We start from the raw sequence: 10,397 nt of genomic DNA on the forward strand, positions 1-10,397 counted from the left end.
GGTCACGGCCGGGCGGCGGCGTCCTGGCGCTTCCAGTCGGCTTCGTGGTCGGCGAGCTGCTGGAGGACGGCGGCTTCGCCCTCGTAGTCGCGGTCTTCGCGCGCCTGGACGGCGAGCTGCCGGTAGGACAGTCGGATCTCGTTGCGCTTCATCTCGACGGCCGGGCGCTCCAGTTCGGCGACGCGGTCGCGGAGGCGGCGGATCTCGGCGGCCATCGCGGCGGCCGCCTCCGGGCTCATAGCGGCGATGAACTTGGCGTCGGCCTGGACCTGCGCCCAGTCCTCCTCCGCCGTCCACTCGCGGTGGGTCGGGTCGTTGTCGAGGGGCTCCTCGTCGAAGCGCGCCAGGACACGGCGGGCGTGGTAGCCGTGTCCGGTCTCTTCGAGGTCGGCGGCGATCTCGATCATGTAGCCGAACCCGTAGACGTCCCACGGTCCGGGGGTGGCGGCTGCTGCGCGGGCTTCGATCTGGTCGAGGTCGAGGGGCTGGGGCTGGGTCATGGGGTCCTCCAAGGGGCGGGCGGTCAGACAGCGGGCAGGGTGGGCGCCGACACGGCGGCGCGGAGGTTCTCAACGGCTCGCGCTTGGTCGGCCGCGGCCGTGCGGAGCGTCTGGCAGGCGGCGAGCAGACGAGCGCGGTGCTGCTCGTTCCGGGCGATCAGCCAGGCGGCGATCGTCTCCGGGCTGTAGTGGACGATCTGATCGGCGGGGATGTCGGCGAGCGCGGTCATCGGGTGGGCTCCTCGCTCGCGGCAGCCGGGCGGGAGTCCGTGGTGGCCAGCACGTCGGCTACCGACCGGCCGCGGTACGTCAGCGTCGGCGCCAGCTCCCGGGCCAGGCGCAGCGCCGTGTCGTGGTCGAAGCGGTGCGCCTTCAGCCACAGGGCCTCGGCTGCACTGTCCTCGTCGAAGTCCGGCTCGTACTCCCAGGTGCCGTCGGTGCTGTAGAACCGCAGCCCGAACCGCACGGCGTAGCGGCCGTCACCGCGGTACTGGACGCGCACGGTGTACGTGAACCGGTCGTCGTGGCCTTCGGGTAGGCAGGAGACGACGTAGGTGGTCGGCAGCACGGTGGGCTCGGGGATGCCGGGCGGGGGGACGGTGTGGCCGAGGCGTTCGCGGATCTCTCGCATGGTCATTGCGGGGCGGCTGGGCTGGTCGGTCATGGGGTCGGTCCTCCGTGTGTTTTGGGTGGTTTGGGGTGGGGGTGGATGGCGGAATGGGCCAGCGGCGGGGGTCAGGCGGCGGCGCGCCAGCGGTAGACGGTGCGCGGGGTGACGGCGAGGATCCGGGCGATCTCATCTGCGGGGAGGCCGTGGTTGGTGAGGCCTTGGGCGACGAGGCGGCGTTCGAGGCGGGTGAGGCCGGGTGCGGGCCGCTGCTCGCGGATGATCGTGGCTACGTCTTGGTCGTCGGCCACTGTCCACTCGGTGTGGTGCGGGTCGCCGTGGCGGGCGATGCGGGTTCGGTGTTTGTGGCAGATCCGTCGGCCGGGTCGGGTTTCGTTGGTGCAGTTGGTGATGCGGCAGTGGCGGGTCATGAGGGCTTCTCTCGTCGGAGGGTGCGGACTGGGATGACGCGCTGGTGTCCGTCGGCCCGGCGGATCGCGACGTTGCGCGGCCCGTGTGGCTTTGTCTGCACCAGCGGGAACGGAGGTTGTGGTACGCCGCGGGAGTTGCCGTAGCGGATTACGACGTGGACGGGGTGCCAGTCGTGTGGGCCACGGTTTTCCCAGTAGGTGGGTGGTGGTTCGGGTTGTGGTGTGGGGATGTCGAGTGTGAGTTGGCCGGCGTTCTCGATTGCGGTGCGGCGGGTGGCTGCGGCGGTTTCGCGGTGGTGGTCGCGGTCGTAGTGGAGGTGGCAGCCCTGGCACATGGCGCGGAGGTTGTCGTCGTGGCAGTTCTCGGGGGTGTGGTCGAGGTGGGCGACGGTGAGGACGACCTTGCTGCCGGTGTCGTAGGCCTGACCGCCGTTGGTGTTGGGGCAGCGACCGGTGTGGGTGCCGCGTCCGCATTCGCCGTGGCATTCGCAGCGGCCTTGGGCGCGTTCGGTGCGGATGCGGAGGCTGATGGTTTTCCAGTCGTGTGGGTAGCGGTCGCGGTTTTCGGGGCGGATGGGCATTAGAGGTTGGCTCCTTGGGCGGTGTCGATGCGGGATGGGTGGGGGGTGTCGCGTCTGCGGTGGCTGGTGGCTCCGCCGCGGGGGTCTATGCGTCGGGATCGGCAGGGTTCGCCGGGTTGGGCGTGGCACCAGTTGCAGGCGACGGAGAGGGCGTCGGGTTGGCCGGCTTGTATGGCGGCGCGGCGTGCGGCCTTTACCGGGCGGTATTCGTCGAGGAGTTCGTCGACGTGTTGGGGGACGTAGGTGCCGAGGGTCTTCAGGCGGGCGGCGACGTCGGGGTGCATCGGGCCCGCGGTGAGCTCGGCCTGCGACGGCTCTTCCTGTCCGGTGGCGACGGCGAGGCGTGAGGCGGCGAGTTCGGCGCGGTATGCCTCGGGGTTGTCGGGGTTGGCTTGTGGGGTGGGGTCGGTGTGGCGGGCCATGCGGTCGGCGCGTGCGCGGCGGATCTCGGTGGCAATCTCGCCCGGGGAGACGAACGTCTGCTTGGAGGCGATGGCGACGGCTGCGGTTCGGGCCTCGTCAAGGAGGTAATCGCGGAGGAGGTCGTGCCAGACGTCGGCGGTGAATTCGTCGAAGCGTTGGGCGGGGCAGAGGGATCGGACGTAGCGGCAGAGGACTGCGGCTTCTTGGTTGTTCATGCGTTCTCCTGTGCGGCGTCGCGTGCGCGGGCGCGGGCCATTGAGCGTTCGAACCAGTCGTCGGTTTCTTGCTGGTGGCGAGGCTTAGCCAGCGGGATGACGTTTGGAGCGGGGAGGGCAACGGCGGTGCCGGGCGTAGGGATAGGCGGGAGTTCGCCCCAGCCCTTGAGGAAGTAGTTCGCCGACTCGACGTTGGCCCGGGATGCGGCCTTGAGGGCGTGGTCGACCATGGCGGGAACGCCGCTCTTGGCGATCATCGCGAGAACGGGGAACCAGGTGTTGCCCTTGAAGGGCCAGCGGACCACGACGCCTGAAGATGTGAGGGCGTCAACGAGGGGGCGCGCGGCTTCGGGGATGCCGTAGTCGAACGGCGCGGGGAGCTGGCTCTCCTGCTTGCTAGCTGAGGGGGTAGTTGCTGAGGGGAGAGGAGGGGTAGGGGTCCCGGATTCCGGGACACTGACGTCCCGGATTTCCTGACACTGAGACGGTTCAGTGTCCGCGTTTTCGGGACACTGACCGTTTTCGTCAGTGTCAGGAGTTTCGGGACACTGAGGCGCTTCAGTGTCAGGAGAACTGGGACTCTGAGACGGGCCGTCAGTGTCAGGGATTCCGGGACACTGAGCGGTCGGGAACTTGGGGATCTTGTACTTGGCGGTGCCGTTCTTCTGGCCGGCCGCGAGGCGCGTGAGGGCGCCCTTGGAGACGAGGGACTTCAGGACTGCGTAGAGCTGCGAGCGACTGACCTTCGCGCCGCGCAGGACCTCTGGCCGTTCCACGCTGTTCCACGTCATGCGGGTGTCGTCGTTGGCGTCCTCGGCCAGGACGACGAGGAGGAGTTTCTCCCGGTGCGTCAGGGCCTCGGGCGCGCCGTTGAGCACCTCGACGATCAGGCGGATCCCCACGTGGTCTCTCTTCTCGCTGGTCTTGCTGGGTTCTGGGTAGGCCGGAGCTGAGCTCTCGGGCCCGCCCTTGAACGCACGCCAATTGTATCTCTATTGTCTAGACAGTGCATAGCGTTGCGCGGTGCAGTCGGGGCTTGGTGTATCGCGGGTGGCCATACAGCCGCTACGCTGGGGTCATGGCCAGCAACCCGACTCCGCAGCGCGTCATCCGTGTCGACGACGAGACATGGGCTGCGTACGGGCAACTGTGCGAGGAGAAGGGCGTCGCCCGCTCCGCAGACCTGCGCATGTACATCAAGCGCGAGGTCGCCGAGTGGCGCCGGCGGCAGCGCGCGGAGTCCGGTGATTCGACGTCTTGATGTCATCGCCCCGCCTTTCGGTACGCGGGGATGCCGGGCCCTGGCGGTACCTCGGGGAGGCCGCGGAGGGCGTTCGGCGTGTGGGCCGGGCAGCGGAATCCGGGGATGTAGCGGCGTACGCCATCAGTCGTGTGGCAGTAGCGGTTCTGGGCGCCTATCCAGTGCGAGCACACGCCCGACGCGGGCCGCTGGATGACGGGCGCAGCGGGTCGCTTCGGCATCGGTGAGGCGAGCGCGGACAGGTCGACTGCCTCCGCGTACAGCGCCGCCAGCTCTGCTTCCTTCCGGCTGGAGTGCCCACGGCGTGCGCCATTTCTAGTTGCCGCCTGGCTGACTGGCGCGCCTTCGAGTGGCGTAAGGTTCCCGCCACCGTCCAAGGCGGACATGTACCGCTCGTAGCACTCTCGGGTTGTCCAGAAGCTCTTGGGTAGCGCGGTGACCTTGGCATTCATGACGTACCGGAACTCGTCCATGGCGCCGTGGATCAGGGCTTGATCGAGCGTGATCCCCCGCAGCGGCTCGGTGCGGGCATGAGGTTTGCCGCAGCCGGAGATCTTCCCCTTGGGGCAGTACACGCCGTTACGGACGTCGCAGGTAAACACGATGATTTCGCGCAGGCCACCCGTGACGATGAGCGGTCGATTGAGGTCTTCGATCCACTCCAGCGGCACGTCACCGTCCGTGCGCAGGATGGGCGCCGTCTGCTTCTTGAATATGGCGTCCTGGTCCGTGTGGAACATGGGGACGCGGCCGGCGTCTGCGATGAGCACGATGCGTTTGGTCAGGCCTTTGTCTCGGCTGAAGTCGGAGTGTTGGTGCTCGTAGTCGAGGGGAACGACGCCTTCGAGTAGGGCGTCGGCGATCGTCTTCCCGTCCCCGGCGGGCACCTCGTTGCGGGACGGCAGGCCATCGCGGTTGCCGACTAGGCAGGCGCGCCTCTTGTACCCCTTGTGTCGCGGCGTCTCGACGGACTTGTACGGGTGGTCCTGGCTCTCACCGGGCTGATGTCTGACGACGCGGTTGCCGTTGTGGTTGGTGAAGGTCTGCATCCACTGGAGCTCGCCATGATCGGCCCAACAGAACCCGCACTGGACGAGCCTTGCCCTCGGCGAGTTGATGTTGAGGGCGCACAGCTGATCCCATTCGCGGTCGAGCAGTTTCTCTGCGTCCAACTCGCGGTGGATGCCTCGCTGGGCGGCCGGGAACAGGCTCCGACCGGTGATGATGATCTGGTTGTTCAGCATGCTGCGCGCTTCTCCTCTCGTCTCCGGCCCCGCTTCGGCGGGGCTTTGTCGTGTCCGGTTACGCGATACGTCCGGCCTGTGCCGCGCGGGTGCCGCGCCAGACTCCGACCGCGGACCGTTCACCGGTCGGCCGGCTGCTGCGGTCGAAGGCGACGTGCTCGGCCAGACCGTCACGGACCAGCGAGAGGACGAAGTTCCCCCAGTCGCTGCGGGGGTTGGGTGGTTCGGGGAGCTTGTGTTCGTCGGCGATCTCGTAGCAGGTCCAGCGGCGTCCGGTTCGGCAGGCGGCGACGTAGTGGGGTCGGATGAGGTCGCACCACATCGGGTAGTCGAGGCTGGTGGCTGGTGTGGGGATGGTGCCGTCGAGGGTGGGTTGTACTGGGGCGGTCATCGCGGGGTCTCCTCTCGCATGCTGGGGTGGGGCCCGGGAGCCGGCGTGGGGGAACACCGGCTCCCGGGGTGGCGGCCGCGGCGTGGGGGCGCGGGCGGCCGCCGGTCAGAGGGTCAGGACAGGTCCGGGACGACGAACCAACCCGGGTCGGACTTCGGGACGACACCCAGCCGGACAGCGGCAGTGCGCAGCGCCTGGTCCCACGCCGCGCGCTGCTCCTCGGTCGCGGCGTTCGGGGTGACGTGGACGTACTCGCCGAGGTCGACTTCCTTGCACTGGGTGGTCAGGAAGGTCATGTCGCGGTCGTAGTCGCCCGCCAGGAGGTAGCCGACGCCCTCGCCGAGGTCGGTTTCCTCGATCTGCTCGGGGTCGACGTCGGGGATCTGGCAGCCGTAGGCGAAGTAGGTGGAGTGGTACATGCCCATGTCGTGTTCTCCTTGTGGTGGGTGGCCCCGCCGCGATAGGTCCGTGGCGGGGCTGCTGTTACTGGCCGATCGGCGCCGAACAGCGGGAGCAGAAACCCGAATTCGGCGGCAACGGGGCCTGACACTTCGGGCAGGTCATCGGGCTTTCCCTTCCTCCACTGCGGCGCGCGCGGCCTTGTACGCCTGCGGATTCGACCGACGCTTCCCGGACGCCACCGCCCGCGCGTCTGCCACACGGGAGTCGTTGATCGGGGACGGTGTCGTCCACGCTCCGGCCGGCATCCCCGGACCAGGCGGCGTCTCCGGCAGCCCTCGCAGCGCGTTCGGGGTGTGGGCTGGACACGCGAGCCCGGTCAGGTACGGGCGCACGTTCTCGGTGGCCCCGCAGTAGCGGTGTTCGGCGCCGATCCAGTGGGCGCAGTGGGCGCTCATGCCGCGGCCTTCGTCGCTCGGCCCGCCGGACTGCCCGCGCCCCGTCGAAGGTCAGTAATGCCTTCCCTGCGGCGTCGCCGGGCGCGGAGCTGGGTCTGGGTCATGCCGCCCCACACGCCCCAGTACTCGCCGTTGTTGATGGCGAACTGGCCGCACTCGATACGGACGGGGCAGCCGTGGCAGACGGCTTGGGCGTGTTGGACTTCGCGGGCGTTTTCGGTGAAGAACGCGTCGGGGTCGGCGGTGGCGCATGACCCGTTGTCACGCCAGTCGGCTGCGCGTGGGGTGTCGGGGATGCCTCGGGTGTTGCTCATCGTGCGGCCACCCCCAGCAGCTGAGCGGCCGCCTGCTCGCCGAGGAACCGGGTGTACGCCGGCGGGATCGCCTCCCGCAGCCCGTCACGCGACGCCCACGGCATCCCCATCACCTCACGGGCCCGTGCCGCGTCGGTGAAGTTCCCGACGACGTGCATGAACTCCCCGTCACGGACCGGGCGGCCCATCTTCGCCAGCGGCGCCAGATGCCGCGGGTGCAGGCGGGTGCCGAGCGGCAGCGACGACTCGAACAGGCGGTGCCGGTACGTCTTCAGCCCGAACATGGCGCCGCACAGGAGGAGCGGGTCGACCATGGCGGCGGCTGCGCCTTCGACGTTTTCGATGATGTACGGCTTGCCGGTGGCCTGCATCGCCTGGCGGGTGGGGGTGATCAGGTCTGGGTGGTCGTTGCCGCGGATCTTCTGCGCGTTGGTCCACCGCCGGCAGGTCGGCGACCCGGCGATCACGTCGTACTTGTGGCCGTGTTCGCGGATGAACTGGACGGCGTCTGCCTGGTGGAAGGGGAAGGGGTAGCGGGGCTGCGGCTTGTTGTCGACGCCTTCGACGTCGAACCCGGCGAGGTAGTAGCCCCAGGAGGCGCCGCCTTGGCAGCAGTAGGTGTCGAGGAGGGTGAGGCCGTTGGGGGTGCGCTCGGGCAGGGTGAGCTTCACGCCGCCACCCCCGCGGGCAGCTTCCACACACGGATCACCGCGCCCGGCCCGGCGAGCGCGTCGAGGCCCTCGCCCGGGAACACCTTGCGCGCGGTGACCTCGACGACCCGGGAGTCATCCGCGATCGCGCCGCCGGTGGTGAGGGCGTCGAACGTGGAGCGAAGGAGCTTGTCGATGTCGCCGCTGTCGCGGGTCGTCGGCCACGTGACGCGGCGCTTCGGGGCGGAGGCGGGCTTGCGGACGGTGAACACGACCTCGACCGAGAGCGGGCCGTCGAGGCTTTCCTCTCCGCGGCCGGCAAGCCAGCGGGCGTTCATCGCCTGCCGGGCCGCGTGGTGGACGGCGTCTCGCCAGGGTGCGACGCGCTTGGACTGCTCCAGCAGGCGGCCGCGTCCGACGTGCCGCTTGCTGCCCTGTGGGGCGGGCCGGTGGTCGACGGTGAATTCGAGGTCGGGCCGGACTGTTCCGGTGGCCAGTTCTTCGCGGATGTGCGTGGTCACAGGTGCCCCCCGTGGGTGCCGTAGCCGTCGAGGAGTTCGTGGAGCCACCGGTATTCGTGGCTGGCGGCCCAGTCCCGCACGCGCTTGATCTGTTCGGTGAGGTGGGCGTTCTCCTGCTCCAGCGCCACAGCGATACCGCGGGCGCGTTCGAGGTCGGCGAGGAGTTCGGTCGTGTCGGGCGTGGTCACTGGTCCCCCTTGGTCTGTTCGTCGCGGATCGCGTCCCACAGCCGCTCGCAGCCGGCCTCAATCTCCGGGTCCACGTAGGCGGGCATGCCGTAGGTGAGCTCGATGAAGTCGAGTGCTTCGGCGTCCGTGCCGGGCTGGTCGTCGGGTGAGGCGGGCGTGAGGCCGACTCGGGCGGCTGCTTCGGCGGCACGGGCTTCCTCGGCCGGCCGGTCGTCGCGGCACAGCCGCCACAGGACGAGGGCGAGACCACCGATCACAGACGCGTAGGCCAGGTTGAAGACGGTCTCCATCAGGCCACCTCCGCGGCGGTGACGGTGACGTGCCCGCGGTCGCAACGCTGGGCGCCGCCCGGGTGCACGGTCACCGGCACCTCGGCACCACAACCCAGACAGTCCGCGAACGCCTGCCCGGCCAGGGCGGGGATCAGGTGATGACCAGGCACGTACTCGCCGGACGCCCGCCGGCGCGCCCGGTGCTGGCCCTTCGGCCGGGGCGGTGTCACAGCCCACCGGACCAGACCGGTCGCCCCGACGAGGGCGGCCATGAGCGAGGCGGCACCGATGGTGATCTGCGGGGTCACAGCTCGGCTCCTTCCAGGCGGGCGAGTTCCAGGCGGAGGTCGACTCCGGCGTCCGTGAGGGCCTGCTCAAGCGCGTCGGCGAACGCGCGGACGTCGTGCAGGACCGTGCTGGGGTGGCCGGCCGCGACCAGGTGCGACGCGATCACGTCCTTGGCCGTGGACAGTTCGGCGGCCACGGCGCCGAGAGCACCGCGGTTCTTCTCGGCGACCAGCTGGATGGCGCATTCGTAGCCGCGCTGCTGGTGGACGAGTTCACGCTGGTGACGGCGGCGGGAGACGAACGGGAGTCTCATGACGCACCACCCGCGGGGATGGCGCGCAGCGGCCACGAGCCATCCACCACCGCGTCCGGCTTCCCGGACTGCCGGAGGAACGCCTGATAGCCAGCGGCCCACCGCTCGTGCATCGTGACCTGCCAGCCGTGCACGATCCGCGCAGGCGCCTGCAGCTTCGGATACTGCTCGGCGATTCGCATCGCGACGTCGAGTGCGGCCTTAGCGTCGGCGTCCGCAGTGTGCGCGTCGGTCAGGGGCACGCCGTAGTGCTTGGCGAGGGACTCCAGGTTCCTGCGCCCCTTGCGGTACTTGTTTGCGGCCCGGTCCAACACGAGCGGGTCGATGACGGGGGCGACGGAGCCGATGCGGTCGGCGACTGTCGGTACGCCGTGCCGCTCGCACTCGGCGTTCAGCAGGCTGAGATCGAACGGGGCGTTCATCACGACCAGCGCCGCGCGCCCAGCGGAGAACTCCCCGGCAAGCGCGTCCGTGATCTCCTCGACAACCTGCTTCGCGGGACGGCCATGCGCTCGGGCGTGCTCGGTGCTGATGCCGTGAATACGGCTCGCGGCTTCCGGGATCTCCATCCCGTCAACGTCGGACAGCCAGCGGGCGACGTCGCCGTTCGGGCGGATCAGGGCGGCGGACACGATGCGGTCCGTCCCGATTACCGTGCCGGTTGTTTCGCAGTCGTAGGAGGCGAGCGGGCCGCGGTTCCAGGGGAGTTCGACGTGCCCGGTCAGGTCGGGCTGCACGGCGGCGTTCACGCGGCACCGCCCTCGATCTGCGCGGGGCCGGTGATCCCCGGCAACGCCAGGCCGCCCGACGACCAGGCCGCAGCGATGTCCGCCCGCCCGGTCGGCTTGAACCGCAGCGAGTGGTTCCGCGAACGGGTCGCCTTCACCGCCACGCCCGGCACGTCGTGCAACTCGCCGGTCTCCTTGTCGACCACCCGCGGCACGCCCGCAGCGGTCATCTCGGCGAGCAGCTTCGTCGTGAACGCCTCACGTACCTCGGTGACGAACCGGCGCTCGATCTCGCCGGGGAAGTTCTCGATCACCCACGCCTTGAAGGCGTCCGGGTCGGTGACCTTCGCTTCGGGGTTCGGGTCGGTCAGGGACAGCGTGGCGACGGTGCGTCCGTCGGGGAGGGCGGCGGCGATCTGACGGGTGCCGGCTTCTTTCTCTGCGGCGTCGAGGCCGGACTGCAGCTCGGAGCGGACGGCGGTGAGGCGGTCCTTCACCATGTCGGCGAGGGCTTTGAGCGTGGCTTCTTCTAGGGCGAGGTCTCGCAGGCTCATGTGCTACTCCTTGGGGTGGGCCGCCCCGCATTGCCCGCGGGGCGGCCCGTCGTGTGCGG

Annotated in this window: 20 protein-coding genes; 1 reads left to right on the forward strand and 19 read right to left on the reverse strand. The window is 69.6% G+C overall.

Features of this window, described 5'->3' with window-relative positions:
* Window positions 1-2: 2 nt before the first annotated feature.
* The 7 genes from ACZ4EG_RS31690 to ACZ4EG_RS31720 all read right to left on the reverse strand — a co-directional run bounded on the left by ACZ4EG_RS31690 (window position 3) and on the right by ACZ4EG_RS31720 (window position 3,659).
* The gene (locus ACZ4EG_RS31690) at window positions 3-500 is read right to left on the reverse strand and encodes a hypothetical protein (protein ID WP_467793016.1); all 498 of its coding nucleotides are present in this window, start codon (window positions 498-500) and stop codon (window positions 3-5) included.
* Between the two features lie 23 nt (window positions 501-523).
* Window positions 524-730: a hypothetical protein gene (locus tag ACZ4EG_RS31695; protein WP_467793017.1), complete on the reverse strand. Its 207-nt coding sequence runs from the start codon at window positions 728-730 to the stop codon at window positions 524-526.
* Complete coding sequence (locus ACZ4EG_RS31700) at window positions 727-1,164, reverse strand: hypothetical protein (RefSeq protein ID WP_467793018.1); 438 nt, start codon at window positions 1,162-1,164, stop codon at window positions 727-729. The genes ACZ4EG_RS31695 and ACZ4EG_RS31700 overlap by 4 nt, the downstream gene beginning before the upstream one ends.
* A gap of 71 nt (window positions 1,165-1,235) precedes the next feature.
* Window positions 1,236-1,538 (reverse strand): helix-turn-helix domain-containing protein, encoded by a 303-nt coding sequence (locus ACZ4EG_RS31705; RefSeq protein ID WP_467793019.1) that lies wholly within the window; start codon window positions 1,536-1,538, stop codon window positions 1,236-1,238.
* On the reverse strand, window positions 1,535-2,119 hold the full coding sequence (locus ACZ4EG_RS31710) for a hypothetical protein (protein WP_467793020.1): 585 nt from the start codon (window positions 2,117-2,119) through the stop codon (window positions 1,535-1,537). Before ACZ4EG_RS31710 ends, ACZ4EG_RS31705 begins: the two co-directional genes overlap by 4 nt.
* The gene (locus tag ACZ4EG_RS31715) at window positions 2,119-2,757 is read right to left on the reverse strand and encodes a zinc finger domain-containing protein (RefSeq protein ID WP_467793021.1); all 639 of its coding nucleotides are present in this window, start codon (window positions 2,755-2,757) and stop codon (window positions 2,119-2,121) included. Before ACZ4EG_RS31715 ends, ACZ4EG_RS31710 begins: the two co-directional genes overlap by 1 nt.
* The gene (locus ACZ4EG_RS31720; RefSeq protein ID WP_467793022.1) at window positions 2,754-3,659 is read right to left on the reverse strand and encodes a hypothetical protein; all 906 of its coding nucleotides are present in this window, start codon (window positions 3,657-3,659) and stop codon (window positions 2,754-2,756) included. The genes ACZ4EG_RS31715 and ACZ4EG_RS31720 overlap by 4 nt, the downstream gene beginning before the upstream one ends.
* 176 nt (window positions 3,660-3,835) lie before the next feature.
* Between ACZ4EG_RS31720 and ACZ4EG_RS31725 the strand changes: the two genes are divergently transcribed.
* Window positions 3,836-4,018, forward strand: a complete 183-nt coding sequence (locus ACZ4EG_RS31725; RefSeq protein WP_467793023.1) for a hypothetical protein — start codon at window positions 3,836-3,838, stop codon at window positions 4,016-4,018.
* A gap of 2 nt (window positions 4,019-4,020) precedes the next feature.
* Here the strand turns inward: ACZ4EG_RS31725 and ACZ4EG_RS31730 are convergent, their stop codons facing one another.
* From ACZ4EG_RS31730 to ACZ4EG_RS31785, 12 genes are all read right to left on the reverse strand, one after another.
* Entirely contained in the window at window positions 4,021-5,262 is a 1,242-nt protein-coding gene (locus ACZ4EG_RS31730; RefSeq protein ID WP_467793024.1) for a hypothetical protein, read from the reverse strand.
* A 58-nt stretch (window positions 5,263-5,320) separates the two neighbouring features.
* Window positions 5,321-5,653, reverse strand: coding sequence for a hypothetical protein (locus tag ACZ4EG_RS31735; protein WP_467793025.1), 333 nt, complete (start codon window positions 5,651-5,653; stop codon window positions 5,321-5,323).
* Window positions 5,654-5,766: 113 nt separating this feature from the next.
* The gene (locus tag ACZ4EG_RS31740; RefSeq protein ID WP_467793026.1) at window positions 5,767-6,078 is read right to left on the reverse strand and encodes a hypothetical protein; all 312 of its coding nucleotides are present in this window, start codon (window positions 6,076-6,078) and stop codon (window positions 5,767-5,769) included.
* A gap of 428 nt (window positions 6,079-6,506) precedes the next feature.
* A complete protein-coding gene (locus ACZ4EG_RS31745; protein WP_467793027.1) occupies window positions 6,507-6,824 on the reverse strand; it encodes a WhiB family transcriptional regulator in 318 nt (105 codons plus the stop codon).
* Window positions 6,821-7,495 carry an SAM-dependent methyltransferase gene (locus ACZ4EG_RS31750; RefSeq protein WP_467793028.1) on the reverse strand — a complete coding sequence of 225 codons (675 nt, stop codon included), beginning with the start codon at window positions 7,493-7,495 and terminating at the stop codon, window positions 6,821-6,823. The genes ACZ4EG_RS31745 and ACZ4EG_RS31750 overlap by 4 nt, the downstream gene beginning before the upstream one ends.
* Complete coding sequence (locus tag ACZ4EG_RS31755; RefSeq protein WP_467793029.1) at window positions 7,492-7,995, reverse strand: RusA family crossover junction endodeoxyribonuclease; 504 nt, start codon at window positions 7,993-7,995, stop codon at window positions 7,492-7,494. The genes ACZ4EG_RS31750 and ACZ4EG_RS31755 overlap by 4 nt, the downstream gene beginning before the upstream one ends.
* On the reverse strand, window positions 7,992-8,183 hold the full coding sequence (locus tag ACZ4EG_RS31760; protein ID WP_467793030.1) for a hypothetical protein: 192 nt from the start codon (window positions 8,181-8,183) through the stop codon (window positions 7,992-7,994). Before ACZ4EG_RS31760 ends, ACZ4EG_RS31755 begins: the two co-directional genes overlap by 4 nt.
* On the reverse strand, window positions 8,180-8,473 hold the full coding sequence (locus ACZ4EG_RS31765; RefSeq protein WP_467793031.1) for a hypothetical protein: 294 nt from the start codon (window positions 8,471-8,473) through the stop codon (window positions 8,180-8,182). The genes ACZ4EG_RS31760 and ACZ4EG_RS31765 overlap by 4 nt, the downstream gene beginning before the upstream one ends.
* Entirely contained in the window at window positions 8,473-8,763 is a 291-nt protein-coding gene (locus ACZ4EG_RS31770) for a hypothetical protein (protein WP_467793032.1), read from the reverse strand. Before ACZ4EG_RS31770 ends, ACZ4EG_RS31765 begins: the two co-directional genes overlap by 1 nt.
* A complete protein-coding gene (locus ACZ4EG_RS31775; protein ID WP_467793033.1) occupies window positions 8,760-9,056 on the reverse strand; it encodes a hypothetical protein in 297 nt (98 codons plus the stop codon). The genes ACZ4EG_RS31770 and ACZ4EG_RS31775 overlap by 4 nt, the downstream gene beginning before the upstream one ends.
* On the reverse strand, window positions 9,053-9,805 hold the full coding sequence (locus ACZ4EG_RS31780; RefSeq protein WP_467793034.1) for an exonuclease domain-containing protein: 753 nt from the start codon (window positions 9,803-9,805) through the stop codon (window positions 9,053-9,055). The genes ACZ4EG_RS31775 and ACZ4EG_RS31780 overlap by 4 nt, the downstream gene beginning before the upstream one ends.
* Window positions 9,802-10,338, reverse strand: coding sequence for a hypothetical protein (locus ACZ4EG_RS31785; protein ID WP_467793035.1), 537 nt, complete (start codon window positions 10,336-10,338; stop codon window positions 9,802-9,804). Before ACZ4EG_RS31785 ends, ACZ4EG_RS31780 begins: the two co-directional genes overlap by 4 nt.
* Between the last annotated feature and the right edge of the window lie 59 nt (window positions 10,339-10,397).

The sequence above is a fragment of the Streptomyces sp. NPDC025638 genome (assembly GCF_055558775.1).

Excerpts from the sequence above, each read along its gene's own strand:
- ACZ4EG_RS31710 (WP_467793020.1), bottom strand. The coding sequence starts at position 2,119 with ATGCCCATCCGCCCCGAAAACCGCGACCGCTACCCACACGACTGGAAA.
- ACZ4EG_RS31740 (WP_467793026.1), bottom strand. The coding sequence starts at position 6,078 with ATGGGCATGTACCACTCCACCTACTTCGCCTACGGCTGCCAGATCCCC.
- ACZ4EG_RS31715 (WP_467793021.1), bottom strand. The coding sequence starts at position 2,757 with ATGAACAACCAAGAAGCCGCAGTCCTCTGCCGCTACGTCCGATCCCTC.
- ACZ4EG_RS31735 (WP_467793025.1), bottom strand. The coding sequence starts at position 5,653 with ATGACCGCCCCAGTACAACCCACCCTCGACGGCACCATCCCCACACCA.
- ACZ4EG_RS31730 (WP_467793024.1), bottom strand. The coding sequence starts at position 5,262 with ATGCTGAACAACCAGATCATCATCACCGGTCGGAGCCTGTTCCCGGCC.
- ACZ4EG_RS31690 (WP_467793016.1), bottom strand. The coding sequence starts at position 500 with ATGACCCAGCCCCAGCCCCTCGACCTCGACCAGATCGAAGCCCGCGCA.
- ACZ4EG_RS31700 (WP_467793018.1), bottom strand. The coding sequence starts at position 1,164 with ATGACCGACCAGCCCAGCCGCCCCGCAATGACCATGCGAGAGATCCGC.
- ACZ4EG_RS31765 (WP_467793031.1), bottom strand. The coding sequence starts at position 8,473 with ATGGAGACCGTCTTCAACCTGGCCTACGCGTCTGTGATCGGTGGTCTC.
- ACZ4EG_RS31695 (WP_467793017.1), bottom strand. The coding sequence starts at position 730 with ATGACCGCGCTCGCCGACATCCCCGCCGATCAGATCGTCCACTACAGC.
- ACZ4EG_RS31705 (WP_467793019.1), bottom strand. The coding sequence starts at position 1,538 with ATGACCCGCCACTGCCGCATCACCAACTGCACCAACGAAACCCGACCC.
- ACZ4EG_RS31775 (WP_467793033.1), bottom strand. The coding sequence starts at position 9,056 with ATGAGACTCCCGTTCGTCTCCCGCCGCCGTCACCAGCGTGAACTCGTC.
- ACZ4EG_RS31785 (WP_467793035.1), bottom strand. The coding sequence starts at position 10,338 with ATGAGCCTGCGAGACCTCGCCCTAGAAGAAGCCACGCTCAAAGCCCTC.
- ACZ4EG_RS31745 (WP_467793027.1), bottom strand. The coding sequence starts at position 6,824 with ATGAGCAACACCCGAGGCATCCCCGACACCCCACGCGCAGCCGACTGG.
- ACZ4EG_RS31725 (WP_467793023.1), top strand. The coding sequence starts at position 3,836 with ATGGCCAGCAACCCGACTCCGCAGCGCGTCATCCGTGTCGACGACGAG.